This is a genomic window from Streptomyces sp. NPDC051963 (assembly GCF_044593495.1).
Taxonomy (GTDB): Bacteria; Actinomycetota; Actinomycetes; order Streptomycetales; family Streptomycetaceae; genus Streptomyces.
This window is the reverse complement of sequence record NZ_JBIUCC010000012.1, coordinates 104,898-130,555: the sequence shown is the minus strand read 5'-3', so window position 1 is coordinate 130,555 and position 25,658 is coordinate 104,898. Positions and strand designations below refer to the sequence as shown.

The 25,658-nt window shown below is 70.8% G+C and carries 27 protein-coding genes; 12 read left to right on the top strand and 15 right to left on the bottom strand.

The features are described 5' to 3' along the window. Window positions 1-19: 19 nt before the first annotated feature. From ACIHFB_RS40775 to ACIHFB_RS40765, 3 genes are all read left to right on the top strand, one after another. Entirely contained in the window at window positions 20-475 is a 456-nt protein-coding gene (locus ACIHFB_RS40775) for a DUF3574 domain-containing protein (RefSeq protein ID WP_365284956.1), read from the top strand. A 93-nt stretch (window positions 476-568) separates the two neighbouring features. Continuing rightward, window positions 569-1,957, top strand: coding sequence for an aldehyde dehydrogenase family protein (locus tag ACIHFB_RS40770; protein WP_365284958.1), 1,389 nt, complete (start codon window positions 569-571; stop codon window positions 1,955-1,957). Between the two features lie 11 nt (window positions 1,958-1,968). Next, the gene (locus ACIHFB_RS40765; RefSeq protein WP_400129529.1) at window positions 1,969-3,051 is read left to right on the top strand and encodes a Zn-dependent alcohol dehydrogenase; all 1,083 of its coding nucleotides are present in this window, start codon (window positions 1,969-1,971) and stop codon (window positions 3,049-3,051) included. 27 nt (window positions 3,052-3,078) lie between these two features. Here ACIHFB_RS40765 and ACIHFB_RS40760 read toward each other — a convergent pair whose 3' ends face one another. The 3 genes from ACIHFB_RS40760 to ACIHFB_RS40750 form a co-directional block, all read right to left on the bottom strand. Next, window positions 3,079-4,023, bottom strand: a complete 945-nt coding sequence (locus ACIHFB_RS40760) for a DMT family transporter (RefSeq protein WP_400129528.1) — start codon at window positions 4,021-4,023, stop codon at window positions 3,079-3,081. A gap of 67 nt (window positions 4,024-4,090) precedes the next feature. Further along, on the bottom strand, window positions 4,091-4,801 hold the full coding sequence (locus ACIHFB_RS40755) for a winged helix-turn-helix domain-containing protein (RefSeq protein ID WP_365284964.1): 711 nt from the start codon (window positions 4,799-4,801) through the stop codon (window positions 4,091-4,093). Between the two features lie 140 nt (window positions 4,802-4,941). Beyond that, complete coding sequence (locus tag ACIHFB_RS40750) at window positions 4,942-5,580, bottom strand: TetR/AcrR family transcriptional regulator (RefSeq protein WP_400129527.1); 639 nt, start codon at window positions 5,578-5,580, stop codon at window positions 4,942-4,944. A 122-nt stretch (window positions 5,581-5,702) separates the two neighbouring features. Here ACIHFB_RS40750 and ACIHFB_RS40745 point away from each other — a divergent pair, with 122 nt between their 5' ends. The 3 genes from ACIHFB_RS40745 (at window position 5,703) to ACIHFB_RS40735 (ending at window position 7,776) form a co-directional block, all read left to right on the top strand. Beyond that, a complete protein-coding gene (locus tag ACIHFB_RS40745; protein ID WP_365284968.1) occupies window positions 5,703-6,854 on the top strand; it encodes an acyl-CoA dehydrogenase family protein in 1,152 nt (383 codons plus the stop codon). Between the two features lie 9 nt (window positions 6,855-6,863). Next, window positions 6,864-7,079 carry a hypothetical protein gene (locus ACIHFB_RS40740; protein ID WP_400129526.1) on the top strand — a complete coding sequence of 72 codons (216 nt, stop codon included), beginning with the start codon at window positions 6,864-6,866 and terminating at the stop codon, window positions 7,077-7,079. 73 nt (window positions 7,080-7,152) lie between these two features. Beyond that, window positions 7,153-7,776 carry a TetR/AcrR family transcriptional regulator gene (locus tag ACIHFB_RS40735; RefSeq protein ID WP_365284972.1) on the top strand — a complete coding sequence of 208 codons (624 nt, stop codon included), beginning with the start codon at window positions 7,153-7,155 and terminating at the stop codon, window positions 7,774-7,776. A 22-nt stretch (window positions 7,777-7,798) separates the two neighbouring features. On the opposite strand, the gene ACIHFB_RS40730 is transcribed toward ACIHFB_RS40735, so the two are convergent. Further along, window positions 7,799-8,260: a MaoC family dehydratase gene (locus ACIHFB_RS40730; protein WP_365284974.1), complete on the bottom strand. Its 462-nt coding sequence runs from the start codon at window positions 8,258-8,260 to the stop codon at window positions 7,799-7,801. Window positions 8,261-8,387: 127 nt separating this feature from the next. Here ACIHFB_RS40730 and soxR point away from each other — a divergent pair, with 127 nt between their 5' ends. Next, entirely contained in the window at window positions 8,388-8,876 is a 489-nt protein-coding gene (gene soxR / locus ACIHFB_RS40725; protein WP_365284976.1) for a redox-sensitive transcriptional activator SoxR, read from the top strand. A gap of 25 nt (window positions 8,877-8,901) precedes the next feature. Here soxR and ACIHFB_RS40720 read toward each other — a convergent pair whose 3' ends face one another. Together ACIHFB_RS40720 and ACIHFB_RS40715 are read right to left on the bottom strand one after the other, a co-directional pair. Then, window positions 8,902-9,636 (bottom strand): 3-keto-5-aminohexanoate cleavage protein, encoded by a 735-nt coding sequence (locus ACIHFB_RS40720; protein ID WP_400129525.1) that lies wholly within the window; start codon window positions 9,634-9,636, stop codon window positions 8,902-8,904. 95 nt (window positions 9,637-9,731) lie between these two features. Beyond that, on the bottom strand, window positions 9,732-10,334 hold the full coding sequence (locus tag ACIHFB_RS40715; protein ID WP_365284980.1) for a hypothetical protein: 603 nt from the start codon (window positions 10,332-10,334) through the stop codon (window positions 9,732-9,734). A 200-nt stretch (window positions 10,335-10,534) separates the two neighbouring features. On the opposite strand from ACIHFB_RS40715, the gene ACIHFB_RS40710 reads away from it, so the two are divergent. Further along, window positions 10,535-13,321: a penicillin acylase family protein gene (locus ACIHFB_RS40710; RefSeq protein WP_400129524.1), complete on the top strand. Its 2,787-nt coding sequence runs from the start codon at window positions 10,535-10,537 to the stop codon at window positions 13,319-13,321. 18 nt (window positions 13,322-13,339) lie between these two features. Here the strand turns inward: ACIHFB_RS40710 and ACIHFB_RS40705 are convergent, their stop codons facing one another. Beyond that, window positions 13,340-14,659 (bottom strand): serine-threonine protein kinase, encoded by a 1,320-nt coding sequence (locus tag ACIHFB_RS40705; protein WP_365284984.1) that lies wholly within the window; start codon window positions 14,657-14,659, stop codon window positions 13,340-13,342. An 80-nt stretch (window positions 14,660-14,739) separates the two neighbouring features. Next, window positions 14,740-15,975 (bottom strand): DUF1343 domain-containing protein, encoded by a 1,236-nt coding sequence (locus ACIHFB_RS40700; protein ID WP_365284986.1) that lies wholly within the window; start codon window positions 15,973-15,975, stop codon window positions 14,740-14,742. A gap of 189 nt (window positions 15,976-16,164) precedes the next feature. On the opposite strand from ACIHFB_RS40700, the gene ACIHFB_RS40695 reads away from it, so the two are divergent. The 3 genes from ACIHFB_RS40695 to ACIHFB_RS40685 are packed head-to-tail and all read left to right on the top strand — an operon-like array spanning window position 16,165 to window position 19,231. Further along, window positions 16,165-16,929, top strand: a complete 765-nt coding sequence (locus ACIHFB_RS40695) for an SDR family oxidoreductase (protein ID WP_365284988.1) — start codon at window positions 16,165-16,167, stop codon at window positions 16,927-16,929. Continuing rightward, a complete protein-coding gene (locus ACIHFB_RS40690) occupies window positions 16,926-18,593 on the top strand; it encodes a class I adenylate-forming enzyme family protein (protein WP_400129523.1) in 1,668 nt (555 codons plus the stop codon). The genes ACIHFB_RS40695 and ACIHFB_RS40690 overlap by 4 nt, the downstream gene beginning before the upstream one ends. 44 nt (window positions 18,594-18,637) lie before the next feature. Then, window positions 18,638-19,231 carry a TetR/AcrR family transcriptional regulator gene (locus ACIHFB_RS40685; RefSeq protein WP_365284992.1) on the top strand — a complete coding sequence of 198 codons (594 nt, stop codon included), beginning with the start codon at window positions 18,638-18,640 and terminating at the stop codon, window positions 19,229-19,231. Window position 19,232: 1 nt separating this feature from the next. Here the strand turns inward: ACIHFB_RS40685 and ACIHFB_RS40680 are convergent, their stop codons facing one another. The 3 genes from ACIHFB_RS40680 to ACIHFB_RS40670 form a co-directional block, all read right to left on the bottom strand. Beyond that, window positions 19,233-20,456 (bottom strand): acyl-CoA dehydrogenase family protein, encoded by a 1,224-nt coding sequence (locus ACIHFB_RS40680; protein ID WP_400129522.1) that lies wholly within the window; start codon window positions 20,454-20,456, stop codon window positions 19,233-19,235. A gap of 6 nt (window positions 20,457-20,462) precedes the next feature. Continuing rightward, complete coding sequence (locus ACIHFB_RS40675; RefSeq protein WP_365284996.1) at window positions 20,463-21,620, bottom strand: phosphotransferase family protein; 1,158 nt, start codon at window positions 21,618-21,620, stop codon at window positions 20,463-20,465. 159 nt (window positions 21,621-21,779) lie between these two features. Next, window positions 21,780-22,076 (bottom strand): hypothetical protein, encoded by a 297-nt coding sequence (locus ACIHFB_RS40670; protein ID WP_365284998.1) that lies wholly within the window; start codon window positions 22,074-22,076, stop codon window positions 21,780-21,782. A gap of 121 nt (window positions 22,077-22,197) precedes the next feature. Here ACIHFB_RS40670 and ACIHFB_RS40665 point away from each other — a divergent pair, with 121 nt between their 5' ends. Next, complete coding sequence (locus tag ACIHFB_RS40665) at window positions 22,198-23,142, top strand: NADP-dependent oxidoreductase (protein WP_400129521.1); 945 nt, start codon at window positions 22,198-22,200, stop codon at window positions 23,140-23,142. Window positions 23,143-23,359: 217 nt separating this feature from the next. Here the strand turns inward: ACIHFB_RS40665 and ACIHFB_RS40660 are convergent, their stop codons facing one another. From ACIHFB_RS40660 to ACIHFB_RS40645, 4 genes are read right to left on the bottom strand one after another with little or no spacing between them, the layout of a single operon-like run. Next, window positions 23,360-23,677: a DUF202 domain-containing protein gene (locus ACIHFB_RS40660; RefSeq protein ID WP_400129520.1), complete on the bottom strand. Its 318-nt coding sequence runs from the start codon at window positions 23,675-23,677 to the stop codon at window positions 23,360-23,362. Further along, window positions 23,674-24,066 carry a DUF202 domain-containing protein gene (locus ACIHFB_RS40655; protein WP_365285004.1) on the bottom strand — a complete coding sequence of 131 codons (393 nt, stop codon included), beginning with the start codon at window positions 24,064-24,066 and terminating at the stop codon, window positions 23,674-23,676. Before ACIHFB_RS40655 ends, ACIHFB_RS40660 begins: the two co-directional genes overlap by 4 nt. A gap of 2 nt (window positions 24,067-24,068) precedes the next feature. Next, window positions 24,069-24,602, bottom strand: coding sequence for an NUDIX hydrolase (locus ACIHFB_RS40650; protein WP_400129519.1), 534 nt, complete (start codon window positions 24,600-24,602; stop codon window positions 24,069-24,071). Between the two features lie 33 nt (window positions 24,603-24,635). Next, complete coding sequence (locus ACIHFB_RS40645) at window positions 24,636-25,529, bottom strand: DMT family transporter (RefSeq protein ID WP_400129518.1); 894 nt, start codon at window positions 25,527-25,529, stop codon at window positions 24,636-24,638. Window positions 25,530-25,658: the final 129 nt, after the last annotated feature.

The following is a 25,658-nucleotide window of genomic DNA, read 5'->3' as shown; positions in this document are numbered from 1 at the left end:
GTCCCGCGACCATGGACGTATGAATCTCCAACTCACCCGCACCCGGGCCGCGTTCGCCGTCGCCGGTCTGCTGCTCGCGGTCGGCGCGCCGACCGCGTACGCCTCCCTCGACGACGGAACGACCTCCGCCGCACCGCAGCGCGGCGAGGCGTACGTCGAGACCCAGCTCTTCTTCGGTACGGCGCGCCCGGACGGCGGTCCGGCCGTCACCGACCGGCAGTTCATGGCGTTCATCGACAAGGAGGTCACGCCTGGCTTCCCGAACGGGCTGACCGTGCAGAGCGGGCGCGGGCAGTGGAAGGACGTGAGCGGCACGATCGAGAAGGAGCGGTCGTACGAGTTGATCCTGCTGTATCCGGTGGCGGAGGCGGCCACCAGCGACCGGAAGATCGAGGAGATCCGCCGGGACTACGAGAAGGCCTTCGGCCAGGAGTCCGTGGGCAGGGTCGACGATCGGGCCCAGGTCGACTTCTGATCGGACCGGGATCTCCGGCCCCCCTGGCGACCGAAAACTAACATCGCTAGTTTAGGTGCTCGGACCGCACGGCCCCGCCCGGGAGGAAGCACGATGAAGGCACACGACGGCATGTACATCGACGGCGCCTGGCGCCCCGCCGCCGGCCAGGACGTGATCGAGGTCGTGAACCCGGCCGACGAGCAGGTCATCGGCCGGGTCCCGGCCGGCACCGCCGAGGACGTCGACACCGCCGTACGGGCCGCCCGTGCCGCCCTCCCGGGCTGGGCCGCGACCCCGCCCGCCGAACGGGCCGCACGCCTGGGCGCTCTCCGGGACGCCCTCGCCGCCCGCAAGGACGAGATCGCCGAGACGGTCACGGCCGAGCTCGGCTCGCCGCCGAAGTTCTCCGAGAACGTGCACGCCGCCGTGCCCATCGCGGTCGCGGGCTCGTACGCCGAGCTGGCGGCGACGTACTCCTTCGAGGAGAGGGTCGGCAACTCGACCGTCTTCCACGAGCCGATCGGCGTGGTCGGCGCGATCACGCCGTGGAACTACCCGCTCCACCAGATCGTCGCCAAGGTCGCCCCGGCGCTCGCGGCGGGCTGCACGGTGGTGCTGAAGCCCGCCGAGGACACCCCGCTCGTCGCCCAGCTCTTCGCCGAGGCGAGCCACGAGGCCGGGATCCCGGCCGGTGTCCTCAACCTCGTCACCGGCCTCGGCCCGGTCGCGGGCCAGGCCCTCGTCGAGCACCCCGGCGTCGACCTGGTCTCCTTCACCGGCTCCACCGCCGTCGGGAGGCAGATCGGCGCGACGGCCGGCGCGGCCGTCAAGAAGGTGGCCCTGGAGCTGGGCGGCAAGTCCGCCAACGTCATCCTCCCGAGCGCCGACCTCGCCAGGGCCGTCAACGTCGGCGTCGCCAACGTGATGTCCAACTCCGGCCAGACGTGCAGCGCGTGGACTCGCATGCTGGTCCACCGGGAGCAGTACGACGAGGCGGTGGAGCTGGCCGCGACGGCCGCCGCGAAGTACGGCGAGCGCATCGGCCCGGTGGTGAGCGCCAAGCAGCGGGCACGGGTGCGCGGTTACATCGAGAAGGGCGTCGCGGAGGGCGCGCGCCTCGTCGCGGGCGGCGCCGAATCCCCGCGTGAGCAGGGCTACTTCGTCGCCCCCACGGTCTTCGCCGACGTCGACCCCGATATGACGATCGCCCAGGAGGAGATCTTCGGCCCGGTCCTGTCGATCATCCGGTACGAGGACGAGGACGACGCCCTGCGGATCGCCAACGGCACGGTGTACGGCCTCGCCGGCGCCGTCTGGGCGGCCGACGAGACGGAGGCGGCGGTCTTCGCGCGCCGACTTCAGACCGGGCAGGTCGACATCAACGGCGGCCGCTTCAACCCCCTTGCGCCCTTCGGCGGTTACAAACAGTCCGGTGTCGGCCGGGAACTCGGCACACACGGCCTGGCCGAGTACCTCCAGACCAAGTCCCTGCAGTTCTGAGGAGCCCGCACATGGTTCGCGCCGCCGTCCTGCCCGCCATCGGCTCCCCGCTGGAGATCACCGAGATCGACCTGCCCGACCCCGGCCCGGGCCGCATCCGCGTCCGCCTGGCCGCCGCCGGTGTCTGCCATTCCGACCTGTCACTGTCCAACGGCACCATGCGGGTACCGGTCCCGGCCGTCCTCGGCCACGAAGGCGCCGGGACGGTCGTCGCCGTCGGCGAGGGGGTCACCCGCCTCGCACCCGGCGATCACGTCGTCCTCAACTGGGCTCCGTCCTGCGGCAGTTGCCACGCCTGCTCCCTCGGCGAGGTCTGGCTGTGCGCCAACGCCCTGAACGGCGCCGCCGACATCCACGCCCGGCGCACCTCCGACGGCACCGACCTCCACCCCGGTCTGAACGTGGCCGCGTTCGCCGAGGAAACGGTCGTCTCCGCGTCCTGCGCCCTTCCGCTCCCGGAGGGCGTCCCCCTCACCGACGCCGCCCTCCTCGGCTGCGCGGTCCTCACCGGCTACGGCGCCGTCCACCACTCCGCGCGGGTCCAGCCGGGGGAGACGGTGGCGGTGTACGGCGTCGGGGGAGTGGGCCTCGCGGCACTCCAGGCCGCGCGCATCGCCGGCGCGTCGAGGATCATCGCGGTCGATGTCTCCCCGGAGAAGGAGGAGTTGGCGCGGGGCGCCGGCGCCACCGACTACCTCGTCGCCTCCGACACGACCGCCCGCGACATCCGCGCCCTGACCGGCAAACATGGCGTCGACGTCGCCGTCGAATGCGTGGGGCGCGCGACCACCATCCGCACGGCCTGGGACTCCACCCGCCGCGGCGGCCGCACCACGGTCGTGGGCATCGGCGGCAAGGACCAGCAGGTCACCTTCAACGCCCTGGAGATCTTCCACTGGGGCCGCACCCTGTCCGGCTGCGTCTACGGCAACTCGGACCCGTCGAAGGACCTCCCGGTCCTCGCCGACCACGTCCGCGCCGGCCGCCTGGACCTGGGAGCGCTGGTGACGGAGCGGATCGCGCTGGACGGGATTCCGGCGGCCTTCGAGAACATGCTGGCGGGGAAGGGCGGCCGGGCGCTGGTGGTGTTCTGAGCGCCGGTCAGCGAAGCCTCCGCGCGTTCACGCCGAGTCCGAGGCCCGCTCGGGGCGCGGCGCCGGCGGCACCGCCTCCGGTGTCGCGGCCCGCGTGCGCGACCGCGACACCGCCACGCCCGCCAGACACAGTGCCCCGCCCGCGAGCGTGAGCAGCCCCGGCACCTCGCCGAGCGCCAGCCACGACATCAGGACGACCAGGGCGGGGACGGCGTACGTGGTCGCGCCCATCCGGCTGGCCGTCGTACGGGCCAGGGCGTACGCCCAGGTCGTGAAGGCCAGGGCGGTCGGGAACACACCGAGATAGACCATGTTGAGCGTCGCCGACAGCGGTGCGTCGGCCGCGTCCGACACCAGCTGTCCGGCGAACGGCAGACAGGCCACCGCCCCGACCAGACACCCGAACGTCGTCATCTGGAGCGCGCTCGCCCGCCCGAGCGCCGGTTTCTGCGCCACCACCCCGCTCGCGTAACCGACGGCGGCCAGCAGACACAGCACGACCCCGAGCAGCGACGAGCCGCCCCCGCTCGACATCGACAGCCCCACGGTCACCGCGCCCGCGAACGACACCGCCATGCCCGCCAGCAGCCGCGGCGGCATCGGGTCGCCGAGCAGCCGCGACGCGAGGAGCGCGACCAGGACCGGTCCGATGTTGATGACCAGGGCGGCCGTACCCGCATCCACCTGCTGCTCGCCCCAGTTGAGGGCCACCATGTAGAAGCCGAACCACAGCAGCCCGGATATCGTGATCCCGGGCCACGCCGCCCGCGGCGGCCACCCCTCTCGTCGTACGAGGCAGAAGATCCCCAGCGTGAGCGCCCCCGCCAGCAGCCGCCCGAGCGCCAGCGCACCCGGCGCGTATGACGCGCCGGCACTGCGGATGGACACGAAGGCGGAGGCCCACAGCACCACGGTGACGGTGGCCGCACCGGCGGCGAGCAGTTCGGGCCTGGAGGCGGAGGCTTTCATCATGCTCCCGAGGCTAGGAGGGTCCGTGATCGGGTGCTCGCGGATTTCGGACGGGGCGCCCGGGGCTCGCTCAGCGCAGCGACTCGGCCCGGATGCCGAGCAGATCGGACAGCGCGCGCTCGCCCTCGGCCGTCACCTTCACGGCCCGCTCCGAGCCGATCCGCACGCACCAGCCCGCGTCCAGGGTGTGCCGGCACAGGGCCGCGCCCGCCACGCCCGCGAGGTGGGAACGCCGCTCGGTCCAGTCGAGACAGCCACGGGCCAGCGGCCGTCGGCTCCTGCGGTCCAGCCCGATGCCGACGGAGTCGAACCAGCGCAGTCCCGCCTGTGTGAGCGCGAACCCGGTGTCCTGGCTGAGCAGTCCGCGCTCGGTCAGCGCGTCGGTGAGCGTGATGCCGAGCCGTCCCGCCAGGTGGTCGTAGCAGGTGCGGCCGCGGGCCATCGCGGACCCGGCGGTCGACTCCCGCAGGGTGCGCGGGCGTCGGGCCGCCTCCGGCGCGACCTGCGCGGCCAGGTCCTCCACCAGCTCCGCGACCTGCGAGTCCGCCAGCCGCACATACCGGTGCCGCCCCTGCCGCTCCTCCGCGAGCAGTCCGCCCGCGACGAGCTTGCCCAGGTGCTCGCTCAGCGTCGACGCGGCGACTCCCGCGTGCCGGGCCAGTTCGCCGGCAGTCCACGCCCGCCCGTCGAGCAGCGCCAGTAGACATGCGGCGCGCGTCTCGTCGGCGACGAGCCCGGCGAGCCGGGCCAGCTCGGGGGCGCGGGCGTCCTTGGCGGTCATGTGATTCAGCATGCGCCATGGACACTTCGGCCCCCGCCGAAGTGTCCTGGGGGCGGTATGTGAACCCCGCGCGCCCCCAGCGCCCTCAGGGGCGCGGGGAACTGCGCGACCAGCCACGACGGCGCCGCAGACAAACGACGCTACCCCCGCCCGACCTGCTCGTACTGCCGCACCAGCCCGTCCAGCAGCGCAGCGAGCCCCGTCTCGAAGGCCCGCTCGTCGATTTTCTCCTGCTGCTCGGCGAGGAGGTGGGCCTGTCCGAGGTGGGGGTAGTCGGCGGGGTCGTACGCGCTCGCGTCGTCCACGAAGCCCCCGGCGAACGAGCCGAGCGCGGAGCCCATGATGAAGTACCGCATCAGCGCGCCGATCGAGGTGGCGTGCGCGGGCGGCCAGCCCGCGTCGACCATCGCGCCGTAGACGGCGTCGGCGAGGCGCAGTCCGGCCGGCCGGCGGCCGGGGCCCTGTGCCAGCACCGGGACGATGTGCGGATGGTCGCGCAGCGCGGCCCGGTAGGAGACGGCCCAGTCGTGCAGTGCGGTCCGCCAGTCCCGGCCGTCCTCGAACATCGACAGATCGACCTGGGCGCTCACCGAGTCGGCGACCGCCTCCAGGATCTCGTCCTTGGTGCGGAAGTGGTTGTAGAGCGACGGCCCGCTCACCCCCAGCTCGGCGGCGAGCCGACGGGTGGAGACCGCTGCGAGGCCCTCCGCGTCCACGAGCGCCCGCGCGGTGTCGACGATCCGGTCGGTGCTGAGGAGGGGCTTGCGCGGTCGGGCCATGGCGCACATAGTAGGGCTGCGAAGCCGAAACTAGCAGTGCTAATTTAAATGTACGGTCTTCAAGAAATGGCCTTGAAGAAGCGGCCTTCAAGGTACGGCCTTCCGGCAGGGGTGACTTCGGTATGAACCTGGAGCTCAGCGAGGAGCAGACCGCCGTCCGGCAGCTCGCCCGGGACTTCGTGGCCCGCGAGATCACCCCGAACGTCGTCGCCTGGGACCGGGCCGAAGACGTCGACCGGGCGATCGTGAAGAAGCTGGCCGCGGTCGGCTTCCTGGGTCTGACGATCGACGAGGAGTACGGCGGCAGCGGCGGCGATCATCTCGCGTACTGCCTGGTCACGGAGGAACTCGGCCGCGGAGACTCCTCGGTGCGCGGCATCGTGTCGGTCTCGCTCGGCCTGGTCGCCAAGACCATCGCCGCCTGGGGGAGCGAGGAGCACAAGCGCAGCTGGCTGCCGGGACTGACCTCCGGCGAGTACGTCGGCTGCTTCGGCCTCACCGAACCGGGCACCGGCTCCGACGCCGGGAACCTCGCCACCCGCGCCGTCCGGGACGGCGACGACTTCGTCGTCAACGGCACCAAGATATTCATCACGAACGGCACTTGGGCCGATGTCGTCCTGCTCTTCGCCCGCTCCACGGACGCACCGGGCCACAAGGGCGTCTCCGCGTTCCTCGTGCCGACCGCCACGCCCGGCCTCAGCCGCCGTGTCATCCACGGCAAGCTAGGCCTGCGCGGCCAGGCCACCGCCGAGCTCGTCCTGGAGGACGTCCGGGTCCCCGCCTCCGCGATGATCGCCCCCGAGGGCAAGGGCTTCTCGGTCGCCATGTCGGCCCTCGCCAAGGGACGGATGTCGGTGGCGGCGGGCTGCGTCGGCATAGCGCAGGCCGCGCTGGACGCGGCGGTGACGTACGCGACCGAACGCGAGCAGTTCGGTAAGACCATCGCCCACCATCAGCTGGTGCAGGAGCTGATCAGTGACATCGCGGTCGACGTCGACGCCGCCCGGCTGCTGACCTGGCGGGTCGCCGACCTCGTCGACCGCGGCCTGCCCTTCGCCACCGAGTCCTCCAAGGCCAAACTGTTCGCCTCGGAAGCCGCCGTCCGAGCCGCCAACAACGCCCTCCAGGTCTTCGGCGGCTACGGCTACATCGACGAGTACCCGGCGGGCAAGCTGCTGCGCGACGCCCGCGTGATGACCCTCTACGAGGGCACCAGTCAGATCCAGAAGCTGCTCATCGGCCGGGCGCTGACGGGGGTTTCGGCCTTCTAGGCGGGTCGGGTGAAGTTGGCAGCGCCCCGAAGGGGCGCGGGGCTGTACCGATATGCGGCTCTGCCGCGTGGGCGCGACCAGCCACGACGGCGCCGCAGCGGACCGACGGCACATCGCAGCACCTTCAGCGGAGCGCTCGTCACCTCCGCCTTCACCCTCGCCAAGGTGATCAGGGACCGGCAGGAGGCCGAGAACCGCGCGTACCACCCGTTCGAAAAGCTCTGAGCGGGCACACTAAGCGCTCGCTCACCTTGGGCGGTATGGTGTCCTTCTTGCCAGTGAGAGGGGCGAACGAGCGATGAGTACGGCGGAGGAGACGGCCGGCGGCGAACCGCGGGCGTGGGACGAGGTCACGCCGGACGCGGCCAGGCGGCTGCTGATCGCCGCCGTGGAGGCCTTCGCCGAACGCGGCTATCACGCCACCACGACCCGTGACATCGCGGGCCGCGCCGGTATGAGCCCGGCCGCGCTCTACATCCACTACAAGACCAAGGAAGAGCTGCTCCACCGCATCAGCCGGATCGGCCATGAGAAGGCGCTCGACATCCTGCGTACGGCGGCGCGGCGCGAGGGCAGTGCGACGGAGCGGCTCGCCGATGCCGTGAGCTCCTTCGTGCGCTGGCACGCCGGGGGGCGCACCACCGCCCGGGTCGTGCAGTACGAACTGGACTCGCTCGGCCCCGAGGCCCGCGCGGAGATCGTCGCGCTGCGTCGTCAGTGCGACGCCGAGGTGCGCGGGATCATCCAGGACGGCGTGGCCGCGGGCGAGTTCGACGTCCTCGATGTGCAGGGCACCACGCTGGCCGTGCTGTCGCTCTGCATCGACGTCGCCCGCTGGTTCAACATCGACGGCCCGTGGACCCCCGACGAGGTCGGCGCGCTCTATGCCGACCTCGTGCTGCGGATGGTGGGGGTCAAGTAGTCCGCCGGGCCCGGCCCCGGGCTCAGAGGTAGTAGCGGGACACCGACTCGGCGACGCAGACCGGCTTGTCGCCGCCCTCGCGCTCGACGGTGAAGGCGACGGCCACCTGGACGCCGCCGGTCACCTCGTCGACGGCGCTGATCGTGGCGGTGGCGCGCAGCCGCGAGCCGACCGGCACCGGCGCGGGGAAACGAACCTTGTTCGTCCCGTAGTTGACGCCCATCTTCACGCCCTCGACCTTGATCAGCTGCGGTCCGAAGAGCGGGAGCAGCGACAGGGTGAGATAGCCGTGCGCGATGGTGGTGCCGAAGGGGCCCGTCGCCGCCTTCTCCGGGTCGACGTGGATCCACTGGTGGTCACCCGTGGCCTCCGCGAACAGGTCGATCCGCTTCTGGTCGACCTCCAGCCAGTCGGTGTACCCCAACTGCTCGCCCACCGCCGCCTTCAGTTCGTCGGCGGACGTGAAGATCCTCGGCTCTGCCATGTCCCGGCCTCTCGCGTAGCAATCTGCCCTACCTAAGCAACTGCTTAGCATGGTCGGCCGCGGGCCCTCTGTCAACGGAACCGAGGCTCAGGGCCGAAGGGAGCCGCTGGTGGGTAATCTTCGAGGGGTGCCCCAGATTCACGAGAAGATCCACGAGCTCACGGTCGGCCAGCTCGCCGCCCGCAGCGGCGCCGCCGTCTCCGCCCTGCACTTCTACGAGTCCAAGGGCCTGATCGCCAGCCGCCGCACGGCGGGCAACCAACGCCGCTACACCCGCGACACCCTGCGCCGGGTCGCCTTCGTCCGCGCGGCCCAACGCGTCGGCATCCCCCTGGCCACCATCCGTGACGCCCTGGCCGAACTCCCCGAGGAACGCACCCCCACCAAGGACGACTGGGCCCATCTGTCCGAGGCCTGGCGCTCCGAACTGGACGAACGCATCAAGCAACTCAACCGTCTGCGCGACCACTTGACCGACTGCATCGGCTGCGGCTGTCTCTCCCTGGACACCTGCGTCCTGTCCAACCCGGACGACGTCTTCGGCGAACGCCGCGCGGGATCACGCCTGATGGTGGAACGCAAGGGCGGGGAGACGGAGCAGGGGACGCCGACGTAGCCCGAGGAAAGGGGTGGCGAACGGATTACCGGCCGCCACCGACCCTCGCCTCGCCGTACAGCCGTATCCCTTCCGCCACCAGCTCCGCGTTCGACACCGCCCGCCGTCCGTCCGGCAGGACCACCGTGTCCTCCATCCCGATCCGCGTCGCGAGCCCGAGCCGTCCCGCCAGCCGCAGCACCGGCCATGCGCTCCCGTCCTCCCCGTGCAGCAGGACCGGGCGGCCGAACGCCGGGCCCAGGTCGGCCAGGAGAGTTCGCGCGCTCTCCTCGGCCGTGTCCGGTGAGGTGTCCGTCACCTCCGCCAGCACACGCAGGACCTTCGGGCCGAGCGGCGAGCGGGCGAAGCGGGCCGCCCCGTCCGTCCCGGACCAGATGCCCGCCTCCACGCCCACTCCGCGCTCGATCAGCGCGGCGGCGATCTCCTCGGCACCCGGCTCATGCCAGTTGACCGAGGCGTGATCGGGCAGCTCCGTCCACTCGCGCACCCTGTCCGGACGGGCCACCGGATCCGGCTCGGCCCAGGCGCCGGTGGTCACTCCGACCGGCACGGACACGCGCGCACGGATCGCCTCGAGCGTCGGCGCGATCACCCGCGGCGACAAGGTGTCGTGTCCGCAAGGGGTCTTGGGATGAACATGGACGTCCGTCGCCCCGGCCGCGACCGCGAGCGCGGCCGACTCGGCCATCGCCTCCGGCGACAGCGGCACCCCGGCGCCGTCGGCGGCACTCCGGGGTCCGTTCAGACACACCTGCACCATGTCTCGATGGTGCCAGTCACCACTGACAACGCAGCTGCGGTGCGGCACCGCATTCGATTGGGGGGTGCGGCATCCCCGGCGCACCCCCGTCGTGCCTAGGCGGACACCAGGAGCCGTTCGCGCCTGGCGGAGGCCAGGGCTTCGGGCGTCAGCACCGGACTTGGCACCACGATGCCGCAGTCCGTGCACACCGGGCCCGTCGAGGGTTCATGGGCCAGGTCGTACTTCCAGATCAGACGCGCTCCGCCGCACACCGGACAGTCCGAACCCGGTTCGCGCTCAAGGGCGGAGATCAGTCGGCGCAGTACCTCGGCCAGGGGTTCTCGCGGGTGGACCCGCGGATTGTCGCACCAGGCGACTCCGAAACCGCCCCAGGTCAGCCGGTGCCAGTCGTCAACGCTGCCCGGCCTGCGCAGTCCGTCGTGCTTTTCCTTCTTGCGCCGCTCGGCGAACCCGACCTCGTAGGCCAGCCACACCGAACGCGCCTCTTCCAGCTCGTCCAACGCGGCCACGAGCCGCGCAGGATCGGGGGACCGGTCCTCAGGACCGAACCCTGCCCGGGAGCACAAATGGTCCCAGGTCGCCCTGTGCCCGTACGGAGCGAACCGTTCAAGGCACTTGCGGAGTGAGTAGCGCCGAAGCGCCAGATCACACCGTGGATCTCGCACCTGTCTCGCCAGACTCCGGAAACCGGCCATCGCCCTGCACCTCCGTCACACCTGCACCTGTACTTCGGTTACTTCGGCGTCGTCGTTCGGACGTTGCCGAATAGACGTATCGACACGCGATTCGGCTCCATCCTTTTTTCCGTGGCCTCCAGAAGTTGACGCATGTTCACCTTCAATCTCGGGGATACCGGCGGTAACGTCCGGCCCACCCCCCGTCGGGAGGAGATGCCATGCGCATCCCACGCACCGCACGCGACAGACTGAGAACTCCCCGCAGATTGCCCGGGTTCCTGAAGTCGGCTTCCGTATGCGTCCTGATTGCCGGCCTTTTGTCTCCCCTTTCCCAAGCGGTGGCCGCGGAGACCGCCGGCGTCGAGGCGGCCGCGGTCACCGACCACTGCGGAAGTCAGTGCTCCGACGTTCTCCCGCCCGGCCAGAACGGGAACGCCACCCTCGCCCAGATCCTTCTGAACCAGGCCTTCGGCACCCAGCCCGCGCACGCCGAGGACCAGCTCGGCCCGTACGCCAACCTGGCCACCGGCTACTCCGGGCTCACCAACTCCACGATCAACACCTTCTTCAACGACGCGTCTTTCGGAGTCCCCGCCGATCAAGTCGCCTCCACCGTCAGTCCGGCCGGCCGCAGCGATGTGAAGATCGTCCGCGACAAGAAGACGGGTGTGCCGCACATCACTGGTACCACTCGATACGGCACGGAGTTCGGTGCCGGGTATGCGGCAGCTGAGGACCGGCTGTGGCTGATGGACGTCTTCCGCCATGTCGGACGCGGCCAGCTGACCCCCTTCGCGGGCGGCGCCGCCTCCAACCAGGGCCTGGAGCAGCAGTTCTGGCGCTCCGCGCCCTACACCGAGGCCGACCTCCAGGCGCAGATCGACAGCACCGCCGCGAACGGCGAGCGCGGACAGCAGGCCCTCGCCGACGCCAACGCCTACGTCGCCGGCATCAACGCCTACATAGACGCCTCCGACAGCGGCCGCTACTTCCCCGGCGAGTACGTCCTGACCGGCCACAAGGACTCCATCACCAACGCCGGAACCATCGCGCACTTCAAGCTCACCGACCTGGTCGCGCTGGCCTCCGTCATCGGTGCCCTGTTCGGCTCCGGAGGCGGCGGCGAGGTCAACAACGCGATCTCCCTGCTCGCCGCCCAGGAGAAGTACGGCGTCACCGAGGGCACCGAGGTCTGGGAATCCTTCCGCGAGCGCAACGACCCCGAGGCGGTCCTCACCGTCCAGGACGGGAGCTTCCCGTACGCAGGCAAGCCCGCCGACGCGCAGGGCACCGCGATGCCCGACGCCGGTTCGGTGACCGAGGAGCAGCTGGTGTACGACCGTACGGGCAGCGCGGCGACCTCGACCGCCACCAGCTCCTCCACCGAGGCGACCGCCACCGCCCTCAGCTCCGCCAGGCGCGGCATGTCCAACGCCCTGGTGGTGGGCGGCGAGCACACGGCCAGCGGCCATCCGATCGCCGTCTTCGGGCCGCAGACCGGCTACTTCGCGCCCCAGCTGCTGATGCTCCAGGAGATCCAGGGCCCCGGCCTCAGCGCCCGCGGCGCCTCCTTCGCGGGCCTGAGCATGTACGTCGAACTCGGCCGCGGCCAGGACTACTCATGGAGCGCCACCACCTCCGGCCAGGACATCATCGACACCTACGCCGTGGAACTGTGCCAGGACGACTACCACTACCTGTACCGCGGCACCTGCACGGCCATGGAGCAGATCGAGCAGAAGAACGCCTGGAAGCCCACCGTCGCCGACGGCACCGCGGTCGGCTCCTACACGATGCGGGTCTGGCGCACCAAGTACGGCCCCGTCCAGTACCGCGCCACCGTCGACGGCAAGAAGGTCGCCTACACCACCCTGCGCTCCTCCTATCTGCACGAGGCCGACTCGATCATCGGCTTCCAGATGCTGAACGACCCGGACTACGTCAACAGCCCGCAGACCTTCCAGAGCGCGGTGCAGCACATCAACTACACGTTCAACTGGTTCTACGTCGACTCCGAGCACACGGCGTACTACAACAGCGGCAACAACCCGGTACGGGCCACCGGCGTCGACGCCGAGTTCCCGGTGTGGGCGCAGCCGGCGTACGAGTGGAAGAACTGGAACGCGGCGACGAACACCGCCACCTACACACCGGCGTCCGCGCACCCCAACTCCATCGACCAGGACTACTACATCTCCTGGAACAACAAGCAGGCCAAGGACTACTCGACCGCGTCCTGGGGCGACGGGTCCGTGCACCGCGGCAATCTGCTGGAGGACCGGGTGAAGAAGCTGGTCACCGCGGGCGGCGTGACCCGGGCCTCGCTGACGAAGGCGATGGCCGACGCCGCGCTCGCGGACCTGCGGGCGGAGGACGTGCTGCCCGACCTGCTCAAGGTCGTCAACAGCTCGACGGTGACCGACGCCACGGCCAAGGCGGCCGTCGACAAGCTGTCCGCGTGGGTCACGGCGGGCGGCAAGCGCACGGAGACGTCGGCCGGTTCGAAGACCTACGCCGACGCCGACGCGATCCGCATCCTGGACGCCTGGTGGCCGCTGCTGGTGAAGGCCGAGTTCGAACCCGGCCTCGGCAGCGACCTGTACGGCGCCTTCACCGCCAACCTGCCGATCGACGAGACCCCGTCGGCCGCCCACGGCCCGACCGGCTCGCACGCCGGAAGCTCGTTCCAGTACGGATGGTGGAGTTATGTGGACAAGGACATCCGGGCGGTGCTGGGCGAGACCGTGCAGGGTCCGCTGGCGCAGAAGTACTGCGGCGGCGGCAGCCTCAGCGCCTGCCGGGACACCCTGATCAGCACACTGAAGGAGGCGGCCGGCAGGACCGCGGCCCAGGTGTACCCCGGCGACGAGCTCTGCTCGGCCGGTGACCAGTGGTGCGCCGACTCGATCAACCAGCGGACGCTGGGCGGCATCAAGCACTACAACATCAGCTGGCAGAACCGGCCGACGTACCAGCAGGTCGTGGAGTTCACCTCACACAGGTGAGGGACCGCAGGCGGCGGGTCAGGCGATACGGCCCGCCGCCAGCACCACCTGAGCCAGCTCCCGGTGCGCGATGTCGCTGTGCGCACCGGCCGGTGGGCCGCCGCGTTTGACCACGGCGGCCACGTCGACGTTCACGCATCCGGACGCGGGCAGCTTGCCCCTCTTCAGGGCGTCGGCCAGCTTCAACGCGCGCGTGCCCGGCACCGCCTGCACCCCCTTGAGCCCCATCGCCCCCCACTTGTCGCCCAGCATCCGCCCGACGTCGAGGCCGGCGACCGTGCGGTCGTCGTGGGCCATGCGGGAGGCCAGCGGATACATCGTGCCGAGGGCCGAGTCGTGGTGGGAGTGGCAGCACACCAACGGGCCGTCGATGCGGTTCTGCTGGCCCTGGAGCACACCTCCCGCGCGCGCGTCGTGCGGGAGCCGGGCAGCGAACGCGTAGTGCGAGAAGGCCCCTTGGAGCAGCGTCACGGACTTCACCGTGTGCACCCCGTCGGGCAGCCCGCGCAGCGCGAACGAGACCAGCCGGCCGCCGAAGCTGTGCCCGACGAGATGCACGCGCGCGTGCGGCACGGCCGTGGCCAGTTGGCCGATCACCCGGCCGAGCCCGCGCTCCCCGACGGTTCCCGCGCGCCGCTTCATCGCGTAGTACGTCGCCTGGCGCAGCAGTTCCTGAGCGCCGTGCCAGGGGTTGGGAATCGAGAAGGAGGCGGCGCCGTCGGGGGACTCCAGCCGGGCGAGTGCCTGGGCGAACTCCTCGCAGGCCGTCGCGGTGGACCCGGAGAACATCTGCGGCTCGCTCTGTGGCACCCCCTCCGCCAGTGTGTCCGCCGCGAACAGCGCCTGCGGCCCCGGCGGCACGACCTCGACCAGCAGCCGCACCAGGCGCCCGAACTCCTCCAACTCGGCTTCCTCGCGCGGCTGTTGGTCCATCATGCGGGCGATCTGATCGATCACGGTCGCCCGGCCCGGGAAGGTCTCCAGCAGTGCGTGCCGGGTGTCCTTGTCGAGCGCGGGCTGCGGGGACGTCTCGACGGCCACCAACCGTGGGAAGTCGGGGATCGGCTCGTCCGAGAACCGCATCGACGGCCACAGCACACCCACATACCCGATCCTGGCCTTCGGCGCGAGCTGGGGGAACGGGGCGAAGAATCGGCTGTAGAACCGGGTCGCGATCGAGCGGTCGTTGTTCCAGCCGTGCGCGAAGACGACCAGATCAGCGACGCGCCGGTCCGCGGCCCCGGCGAGCAGACGGTCCCGCTGTCCGGCGTTCACGTCCCCGTCCGCGTCGAACGTCAGCTCCCAGTAGGGAGTCACACTCATCTCCGGATCCGTCATGCCGAGCCCCCTGGTCCCCGATGCGGTGCGATGCGGTCGCATCGTCCTGCGGCCGGGCGGGGTTGGCCAGACAGCCGGAGTCATCTGTAGAGGAGGTACTCCCTCCGCACCTTCCGGAAGGCCGCCAGTTCCTTCTGCCAGCCGGCCACCACCTCGTCCGTGCCGGCCCCCGCGTCGATCGCGGTCCGCACGAGCGTGGAGCCGGTGAGCTTGTCGATCCAGTTGTCCGACCGCCAGGCGAAGCCGCTCCACACCTTCTTGGCGGTCACCAGGAGCGCGATCCCCGTGCGGACGGGGTCGTAGGCGGTCCGGTCGTGCACATGGATCTGTACGCCCCCGATCGTCTTCCCCTGGAACTTGGAGAAGACCGGAGCGAAGTACGCCTCCCTGAAGTCGACGCCGGGCAGGTCCAGTTCATTCACCTCGGCCGCCCATCGTCCGTCGACGCCCTCGGCGCCGAGCAGCTCGAACGGGCGGGTGGTGCCGCGCCCTTCGGAGAGGTTGGTGCCCTCGAAGAGACAAGTCCCGGAGTACACGAGGGCGGTGTCGGGGGTGGGCATGTTCGGGCTCGGGGGTACCCAGGGCAGCCCGGACGCGTCGTAGAACTCCGACCGCTTCCACTCCGTCATCCCTACGGTGTCCAGCTCGACCGGCGTGGTCAGGAACTCCCCGTTGAACAGGCGCGCCAGCTCCGCGACCGTCATGCCGTGCGCCTGCGAGATGGGCTGCCGGCCGACGAAGGTCGCGAACTCCTTGTGCAGGACCGGGCCTTCGGCGGAGCGGCCCGTCACCGGGTTCGGGCGGTCGAGCACGACGAAGCGCTTGCCGGCGAGCTGGGCGGCCTCCATGCAGTCGTACAGCGTCCAGATGTACGTGTAGAAGCGGGCGCCGGCGTCCTGGATGTCGAAGACGACCGTGTCGACGCCGGACGCCGTGAAGATGTCGGCGAGGGGGCGGCCGCTCTTGAGGTACGTGTCGTAGACCGGGAGGCCGGTCGCCGGGTCGTCGTAGCGGCCCTCGGAGCCGCCGGCCTGGGCGGTGCCGCGGAAGCCGTGCTCTGGGCCGAAGACGGCCCCGAGGTTCACGCGGTTGTCCGCGTGCATGACGTCGACGATGTGGCGGACTTCTCGGGTCACGCCGGTGGGGTTGGTGACGATTCCGACTCGGTCGCCGTGGAGGAGGGTGTAGCCGGTTGCGTCGAGGCGTTCGAAGCCGGTTTGCAGCCGGCGGCCGCGTTGTTCTGCTGCGGCTGCGGAGGTTGTGGAGACGGCCAAGGCGGGGGTTGCAGCCAGGAGAGTTCGTCTGCTCAAGCGCATGGAGGCACGGTAGGGGGTGGTCGCGGTGGTTCGTAAGCTGCCGGTCGAGTGTGGCTTGTCGCGCCCACGCGGCGGAGCCGCACATTGATACAGCCCCGCGCCCCTTTGGGGCGCGTTGTTGTCGGCCTTCCTTTTGTACATACCGACTGGTTAGTCTGGCCGCAGTGGAGCCGCAGTCGAAGGAGACCGATGGTGGAAGCCGTGCAGGACGCCGGAGTAGTCGTCACCGGAGCTGGAGGCGGGATCGGGGCTGCTCTGGCCCGGCGGTTCGCTGCCGGAGGGGCCCGGGTCGTGGTCAATGATCTGGATGCCGAGAAGGCCAAGGCCGTTGCCGATGAGATCGGTGGGATCGCGGTGCCGGGTGACGCCTCGGCCGTCGTTGCCGACGCCCGGGACGCGCTCGGTGGCACCGTCGATGTCTACTGTGCCAACGCCGGGCTGCCCTCGGGTGGGTCCGAGGCGGCCGAGGAGCAGGTCTGGGCGATGGCCTGGGATGTCAATGTGATGGCACATGTGCGTGCCGCACAGGAGCTGATCCCGGGGTGGCTGGAGCGTGGGCGTGGGCGGTTCGTGTCCACCGTGTCCGCCGCCGGGCTGCTCACCATGATCGGGGCCGCCCCGTACAGCGTCACCAAGCACGGTGCGTACGCGTTCGCCGAGTGGCTGTCGCTGACGTATCGCCACCGTGGGATCAAGGTGCACGCGATCTGCCCGCAGGGTGTGCGTACGGACATGCTGGACGGCACCGGCAGCGCGGGGGACCTGGTGCTGAAGCCGACCGCCATCGAGCCGGAGGACGTCGCGGACGCGCTGTTCAAGGGCATCGAGGAGGACCGGTTCCTGATCCTGCCGCACCCCGAGGTCGCCGGGTACTGCCAGGCCCGGGCCGCCGAGCCCGATCGCTGGCTGACGAACATGAACCACATCCAGCAGAAGTGGGAGGAGACCCGGTGACCGGCTCCCGCTATGCCGCCCGGCCCTGGCTGGGCCTCCTCAGTGCCGTCCAGCGCGGGCCGATAGCCCCCGTCGACTCCCTCGTGCACGCCCTGCGCCGGGTCGTTGAGGAGACGCCGGAGGGCACCTTCCTCGCCTACTTCGACGGCCGGCTGAGCTATCGGGAGGTCGACGAGCTGAGCGACTCCGTCGCCGGGCATCTCGCGGCACGGGGTCTGGAGCGCGGTGACCGTGTCGCCGTCCTGCTGCAGAACTCCCCGCACTTCGTGGTGGCCCTGCTCGGCGCCTGGAAGGCGGGCGCGGTCGTCGTCCCGGTCAACCCCATGTACAAGTCGGGGGAGGTCGGCCATGTCCTGCGGGACGGTGATGTGGCCGCGCTGATCTGCACCGACCGGGCCTGGGAGTCGTATCTGCGCGAGACGGCGCAGGGCTCCGAGGTGCGGATCGTGCTGACCGCCTGTGAGCTGGACTTCCAGACGCGCGACGACGCGCGCGTGCTGGCCTTCGAGCGGCTGCCGCAGGCCGCCGATGCCGATGACCTGGCGGTCGTCGCCCGGCAGGGGAACAAGGCACCCGAGGGGCGCGAACCGGACCCCTCCGACATCGCGCTGATCAGCTACACCTCGGGCACCAGCGGCACGCCCAAGGGCGCCACCAACACGCACGGCAACATCATGTACAACGCCGAGCGGCAGCGGACCGGGCTCGGTCTGCCCGAGGCGCCCGTCTACTTCGCGATGGCGCCGCTGTTCCACATCACCGGGATGGTCTGCCAGCTCGGCGCGTGTCTGAACAGCGCGGGCACGCTGGTGCTGGTGTACCGCTTCGAGGCGGGGGTCGTGCTGGACGCGTTCGCCGAGTACCGGCCGCACTACACGGTCGGCCCGTCGACCGCCTTCATGGCGCTGGCCGCCCATCCCGACGTCACCCCCGACCACTTCTCCTCGTTCCGGAACATCTCCTCCGGCGGTGCCCCGCTGCCGCCCGCCCTGGTGGAGAAGTTCCGGGCGGGCTTCGGGCCGTACATCCGCAACGGCTACGGCCTGACGGAGTGCACCGCGCCCTGCGCCTCCGTGCCGCCGGAGCGGGAGGCGCCCGTCGACCCGGTGTCCGGGACGCTGGCCGTCGGGGTGCCGGGGCCCGAGACGGTCGTACGGATCGTCGACGACGAGGGCGCGGAGGTCCCGTTCGGGGAGCAGGGCGAGATCCTCGTACGGGGGCCGCAGGTCGTCCCCGGTTACTGGCGGCGCCCCGACGCCACGGCCGAGACCTTCCCGGGCGGTGAGCTGCGCACCGGGGACATCGGGTTCATGGACGCCGAGGGGTGGCTGTACGTCGTCGACCGGAAGAAGGACATGATCAACGCGTCCGGCTTCAAGGTGTGGCCGCGCGAGGTCGAGGACGTGCTGTACACGCATCCGGCGGTGCGCGAGGCGGCCGTCGTCGGGGTGCCCGACGGGTACCGCGGGGAGACCGTCAAGGCGTACATCAGCCTCCGTCCGGGCGCCGAGACGGACCCCGATGCGCTCGCCGCGTACTGCAAGGAGAGACTGGCCGCCTACAAATATCCGCGGCAGGTGGAGATCCTGCCCGATTTGCCCAAGACGGCAAGTGGGAAGATCCTCCGGCGGGAGCTTCGTTCCCGTCCGCACGACGGTCAGTGAAGAACAAGAGAACAGCAGACAGCTCGGAAAGGCAGGTGGCGGCTGTGCCCAGGACGACGGACGGAGACGGTACGCCCGTCCCGCAGCGGCTCCTCGCCGCCGCCACCCGGCTCTTCGCGGAGCAGGGCTACGACCGCACCTCCGTGCAGGAGATCGTCGAAGCGGCCGGCGTCACCAAAGGCGCGCTCTACCACTACTTCGGTTCCAAGGACGACCTCCTGCACGAGGTGTACGCGCGCGTGCTGCGCGTCCAGCAGGAGCGGCTCGACGGGTTCGCGAACGCCGACGAGCCGATCGAGAAGCGGGTACGGGACGCGGCGGCCGATGTCGTGGTGACGACGATCGAGAACCTCGACGACGCGATGATCTTCTTCCGCTCGATGCACCATCTGAGCCCCGAGAAGAACAAGCAGGTGCGCGCCGAGCGACGCCTCTACCACGAGCGTTTCCGCGCACTCATCGAGGAAGGCCAGCAGGCCGGGGTCTTCTCGAAGGCGACCCCGGCCGACCTGGTGGTGGACTACCACTTCGGGTCCGTCCACCACCTGTCGACCTGGTACCGCCCCGACGGCCCGATGAGCCCTCAGGAGGTCGCCGACCAGCTGGCCGACCTGCTCCTGAGGGCCCTGCGGCCCTGAGTCACAGGTACTTCTTCAGCTCCCGTCGCGCCAGCGACCGCTGGTGCACCTCGTCCGGACCGTCGGCGATCATCAACGTCCGTGCGCCCGCGTACAGTTCGGCGAGCGGGAAGTCCTGGCTGACGCCGCCCGCGCCGTGCAGCTGGATCGCCCGGTCGATGATGTCGACGACCGTGCGGGGCGTGGCGATCTTGATGGCCTGGATCTCGGTGTGGGCGCCCCTGTTGCCGACCGTGTCCATCATCCAGGCCGTCTTCAGCACCAGCAGCCGCAGCTGCTCGACGGCCACGCGCGCGTCCGCGATCCAGTTGTGGACCACGCCCTGCTGGGCCAGCGCCTTGCCGAAGGCGTCACGGGAGACGGCCCGCCGGCACATCAGCTCGATGGCCCGCTCCGCCATACCGATCAGCCGCATGCAGTGGTGGATACGGCCGGGGCCGAGGCGCGCCTGCGCGATGGCGAAGCCGCCGCCCTCCTCGCCGATCAGGTTCGACACCGGCACGCGCGCATGGTCGAAGACCACCTCGGCGTGACCGCCGTGGGAGTGGTCCTCGTAGCCGAAGACCTGCATGGCGCGCTTGACGGTGACGCCCGGGGTGTCGCGGGGGACCAGGACCATGGACTGCTGACGGCGGATGTCGGGGCCGTCCGGGTCGGTCTTGCCCATCACGATGAAGATCTTGCAGTCCGGGTTCATCGCCCCGGAGATGTACCACTTGCGGCCCGTGATGACGTATTCGTCCGTGCCGTCGGGGGCCCGCTCGATCAGCGTGGTGATGTTGGTGGCGTCCGAGGAGGCCACCTCCGGCTCCGTCATCGCGAACGCCGAGCGGATCTCACCGGCCAGCAGCGGCTCCAGCCACTGCTTCTTCTGCTGCTCGTCGCCGAACTGGGTGAGCACTTCCATGTTCCCGGTGTCCGGTGCCGCGCAGTTCAGCGCGGTGGGCGCCAACTGCGGGGAGCGGCCGGTGATTTCGGCAAGCGGGGCGTACTGGAGGTTGGTCAGCCCGGCACCGTATTCGGAGTCCGGCAGGAAGAGGTTCCACAGGCCCTGCCTGCGGGCCTCGGCCTTGAGTTCCTCGACCACGGCCGGAGTGTCCCACGGGGAGGCCAGCTGTGCGCGCTGCTCCTCCGCGACGGACTCGGCCGGATAGACGTACTCGTCCATGAAGGCGAGCAGCTTGGCGCGGAGTTCCTCGGTGCGCGCGTCGAACGCGAAGTCCATGGCGGATCAGCCTTCCTGAAGGGTGGTCAGGCCGTGCTCGATGAAGACGGGGACCAGGTCGCCGATGCGGTCGAAGCCGGGGCCGACCGTCTGGCCCAGGGTGTAGCGGTAGTGGATGCCCTCCAGGATCACGGCGAGCTTGAACCACGCGAACGCCGTGTACCAGGAGACCGCGGAGACGTCGCGCCCCGAGCGCGCGGCGTACCGCTCGATCAGTTCGGCCGGATCGGGGTGCCCCGCGGCCTCGGCGGTCGTGGAGACCGGGGAGTCGGGCGCGCCGAGCGGAATGCTGTACATCACCAGCAGCCCCAGGTCGGTGAGCGGATCGCCGAGGGTCGACATCTCCCAGTCGAGGATCGCCTTGATCTCGTCGACACCCTTTTTTGGCTCGTTCGCCTCCGGGGCGCTCTCTGCCGGTGTCGAGAGCCCGACCGTGCTCAGCCCTTCGGGCCTCCGCGCGCTCGCACTCTCGACACCGGCGCGCCCCTCCGGCTCACTCGCAGGGCCGATCAGGACGTTGTCCAGCCGGTAGTCGCCGTGTACGACGGTCGGGGCGGGGGAGGTGGGCAGCTGCCGTCCGAGCGCGGCGTGCAGCTCGTCGATGCCGGCCAGCTCGCGGTTGCGGGAGGCGTCCAGCTGCTTGCCCCAGCGCCGCAGTTGCCGGTCCAGGAAACCCTCGGGACGGCCGAAGTCCGCCAGGCCCACCGACGCCGGGTCCACCGCGTGCAACTCGACGAGGGTGTCCACCAGGGACAGCACCGCGCCGCGGGTGCGCTCCGGGCCGAGCGGGGCGAGCTGGTCGGCCGTGCGGTACGGGGTGCCCTCGACGAACTCCATCACGTAGAACGGCGCGCCGGGCACCGCTCCGTTCTCGGGGTCCTCGCACAGCAGCACCGGGCGGGGCACCGGCACGTTCGTCGGGTGCAGGGCGCTGATCACCCGGTGCTCGCGCTTCATGTCGTGCGCGGTGGCCAGCACATGGCCGAGCGGCGGCCGCCGTACGACCCACCGGGAGGTGCCGTCGGAGACCGCGTAGGTGAGGTTCGACCGTCCGCCCTCGATCAACCGGCCGGTCAGCGGGCCGTGGACCAGGCCCGGCCGCTCACTGTCGAGCAGACCGCGCAGCCCGTCGAGATCGAGACCTGGCGGGTGGTCGGCGCTCATCGTTGCTCCTTCGGTGACACGAGAACGGGTTCCCGACCATGATGCCGACCGGTCGGTATGCCGTCCAGTGCGGGGAGCGAACGTGACCTGGGCCACCATAGGCCGACAGCTCCCCGGGCGATGCCTCGGGGAGCTGTCGGGCGGTGCTTCTCGGTCAGGTCAGTGGTCGTCCCAGTGGCCGTCGTGCTCGGCGTGCCGGTGGCCGTCGTGCAGATAGTCGACGTGGTCGCCGTGCTGGACGCGCCGGTGTCCGCAGTCCTCGCCGTGCTGGTGGTCGTGGCTCGTGTGGGCGGCGTGCCCGGCGGGCTCGCACTCGTCCCAGTGGCCGCTGTGCGCGCGGTGCATATGCCCGTCGTGCGCGTAGTCGATGTGGTCCCCGTGCGGCACTTCGGTGTGCCCGCAGCCCGGGCCGTGGGCGTGCGGGTGGGTGGCGTGTTCCTGGTGCATAAGGGTCATGCTGGTTCACCTTCGGATGTTCGGCAGTACGTCCGATGACGTCGGACAGGTTGCCACGCGAACGGCGCATATCCGGTCATTCGGCTTGCGTGGCGCCCGGGCACCCCGGAGGGTCGAACCCATGAAGGGCATCAGCTACACACGCTACGGCGGACCCGAGGTACTCGCATTCGGCGAGGTGGCCGACCCCAGACTCGGGCCGGACGCGGTGCTCGTGAAGGTGCGGGCGGCGGCGGTCAACCCCGTGGACTGGAAGTGCCGGGAGGGCTATCTCGACGGCATGCTCCAGGCCGTGTTCCCGGTGGTGCCCGGCTGGGACGTCTCCGGCGTGGTGGTGCAACCCGGGGTGTCCGTGACGGAGTTCGCCGTCGGGGACGAGGTCATCGGGTACGTCCGGGAGGACTTCCTCTCCCGCGGCACCTTCGCGGAGTACGTCGCCGCCCCCGTGCGCACCCTGGCACGCAAGCCGCGCAACCTCTCCTACGAGGAGGCGGCCGGACTGCCCCTGGCCGGGCTGACCGCCTACCAGGTGCTGGTGAAGGCCATCCAGGTGAAGCGCGGGGAGACCGTCCTCGTGCACGCGGCCGCCGGCGGCGTCGGCTCGATCGCCGTCCAGCTCGCCCGCCACCTCGGCGCCCGGGTCATCGGCACGGCGAGCGAACCCAACCATGACTTCGTCCGCTCGCTGGGCGGTGAGCCCGTGGCCTACGGCGACGGTCTGGCCGAGCGGGTGCGCGGGCTGGCGCCCGAAGGCGTGGACGCGGCCTTCGACACCGTCGGCGGTGAGGCCCTGAAGGTCTCCGCGAACCTGCTGGCACCCGAGGGCCGCCTGGTCTCGATCGCCGACGCGGACGTCTTCGACTACGGCGGCCGTTACTACTGGGTCCGCCCCGACGCCGAGGACCTGCTCCGGCTGTCCGAACTCGCGGAACAGGGCGTGGTCTCGGTCCACGTCTCCGAGACCTTCCCTCTGGAACACGCCGCCGACGCCCACCGACTCAACCAGGAGGGCCGGACCCGCGGCAAGATCGTGGTGACGGTGGACTGGGAGGCGGAGGACACGTAAGCGCTCCGCTGGAAGTGCGGTGATGCGGTCTCTCGGTCGACTGCGGCGCCATCGTGGCTGGTCGCGCAGTTCCCCGCGCCCCTTCGGGGCACTGCCGAACCGCAGCCGACTTCCCCCGCCCTGCTTAGGCGGTCTTGTCGAAGTCCGGGGCGTTACTGCGCCCCGTCAGGGGCGCGGGGAACTGCGCGACCAGCCCCCACCGGCCCGCGCGGACCGCTTAGAAGAGCAGTGCCGCCGCGCACGCCGCGAGAGCCACCGTGCACAGGACCGCCGTCGCGGCCTGTCGAGAAGTGAGGGCCACGGGGGCGGGCGCCGCCGCGAGGGTGTCGATTCGGCGGTGGGCGACGAGCAGGAAGCCCAGCCAGAGGGCGACACTCAGGGCGCAGACGAGGACGCCGGGCAGCGTCGTGCCGCCGTGCAGCGCGGTCTTCACGGCGAGTACGGCGGCGACGGTGCCCGAGAGTGTCGTACGCCGCCAGGCGAGGCGGGTGCGTTCGGGCTGGAGACCGGGGTCCCTGGCCGGCTCGGTGGTCATCCTTCCCAGCCGACCAGTACGACGACGACCATCGCGAGGGCCACCACCGCGACGACGAGGCTCAGCACCGCCGGGAAGCGTGACACCGGCAGATCGTCGCCCTTGCGCATGGCCCGCTCGCAGCGCATCCAGTGGTTGACCGCGCGCAGCGAGCACAGCACGCCCGCGGCGAGCAGCGCCAGCGCGAGCCCGACGCGCCAGCCCCAGCGCAGGTCCGGCAGGAACTGGTCCACCGCGAAACCGCCGCCGATCAGCGCGAGGGCGGTCCGCAGCCAGGCCAGAAACGTGCGCTCGTTCGCCAGCGAGAAGCGGTAGTCGGGGGTGGTGCCCTCGTCGCGGATCTCCTGTGGGGCGAACCAGAGGCGGACGTTCCGAGCGAAATCGATCACGTTCAGGACGATACCGGTCGGGAATTGCCCGACCTGAATGCCCTCAGCCGTTCATAGGCCGCCAACCCGTCCGGCACCCACGCCCACTCCGTCAGACGTCGCTCCACCTCGGCCTCCGGCAGGAAGTCGTACCAGGCCACCTCTTCGACCTGCGGTTGTACGGGGAGGTCGCAGCGGACCTCGTACACCGCCGACCACCAGCTCTGGCCGGCGCCGTTGGCGTACAGGAACTTGAACAGGAACTCGGGGTGCGGGAGACCGCAGACGCCGAGTTCCTCCTCGGCCTCGCGCAGGGCGGCGGTGTCGTAGGACTCGCCCGCGCCGACGACTCCGCCGACGAACATGTCGTAGAGGGAGGGGAAGACCAGCTTGGTCGGGGTGCGGCGGTGGACGAAGAGGCGGCCGGTGGCGTCGCGGGCCTGGACGAAGACGCAACGGTGGCTCAGCCCGCGGGCGTAGGCCTCGCCGCGCGTGGACCGGCCGATCACCTGGTCGTGTTCGTCGACGATGTCGAGGATTTCGTCAGCAGCGCTCATGCCACCCATGAAAGCGCGCATGCCGCCGATGAATCAGCTCGGCTGCAACTTCCGCGCCGGCTCCCGCACCGCCGCCCCGCACGGCATCGCCGGGTGCAGCCCCAGCAGGATGATGCCGACCACGATGGCCGCGAGGCCCGCCGCCTCCCAGGCCAGCGCACCCGCGTCGGTGCGCAGCCGGTCGCCGAGGAAGCCCACCCCGCAGGCGATGCCGGCCAGCGGCTGGGCCGCGGTCAGGGCGGGCAGCGACATCCGCAGGGACGCCGTCTCGAACGCGCTCTGCACCAGGACGAGGCCGGTGACGCCGAGCGCCAGCACGGCGTACGGCTGCCAGCCGGTCAGCAGCTCGACCAGCCCGCCCTCGGAGAAGCGCTGGCCGCTGACCCGGGTCAGGGCGTCCTGTACGCCGTACAGCAGACCGGCGGCCACGGCGAGGAGCGCCGGGCCCGAGCTCAGCCGTGAGCGCTTCGCGTACGTCGTGAGCAGCAGCGCGAGTCCTACCATGGCGCCGATGATCAGCCAGTGGCGCACGGGGTCGCTGATCGCGGTGCCACCGGTCGGCTGGCCGGCGACGATGAACGCGGTCACGCCGCCGGCGAGCAGTGCGAGGCCCGCCCAGCCCTGGCGGCCCAGTGGCTGCTTGGTCTGGCGGCGGGACAGGGCCATCGCGAACAGCAGATTCGTCGCGAGCAGCGGCTCCACCAGGGAGATCTCACCGTGGCCCAGCGCGATTGCGCCGAGCGCCATGCCGGCCACCATCAGACCCAGGCCGCCCAGCCAGCGCGGCACCTTCATCAGGTCCAGGAGCAGCCGGGGGGAGAGGAAGTCGTTCAGGGGTGCTCGCTGGGCCGCGTTCTGCTGGAGCACGAAGCCGAAGCCCAGGCAGCAGGCGGCACTCACCGCGAGTATCAGAACCTGAAGCGACACGCTGCGTACCTCGATCGTTTCGCCGGGCCGGGGGCTGCGTCTGGCCGACTGTAGTGCCCCAGGGCCCGGTGTGCCCCTGGGAGTGCCCGATCCGGGCAGTGGACTCGGTCACGGCACCCCGTCGATCAA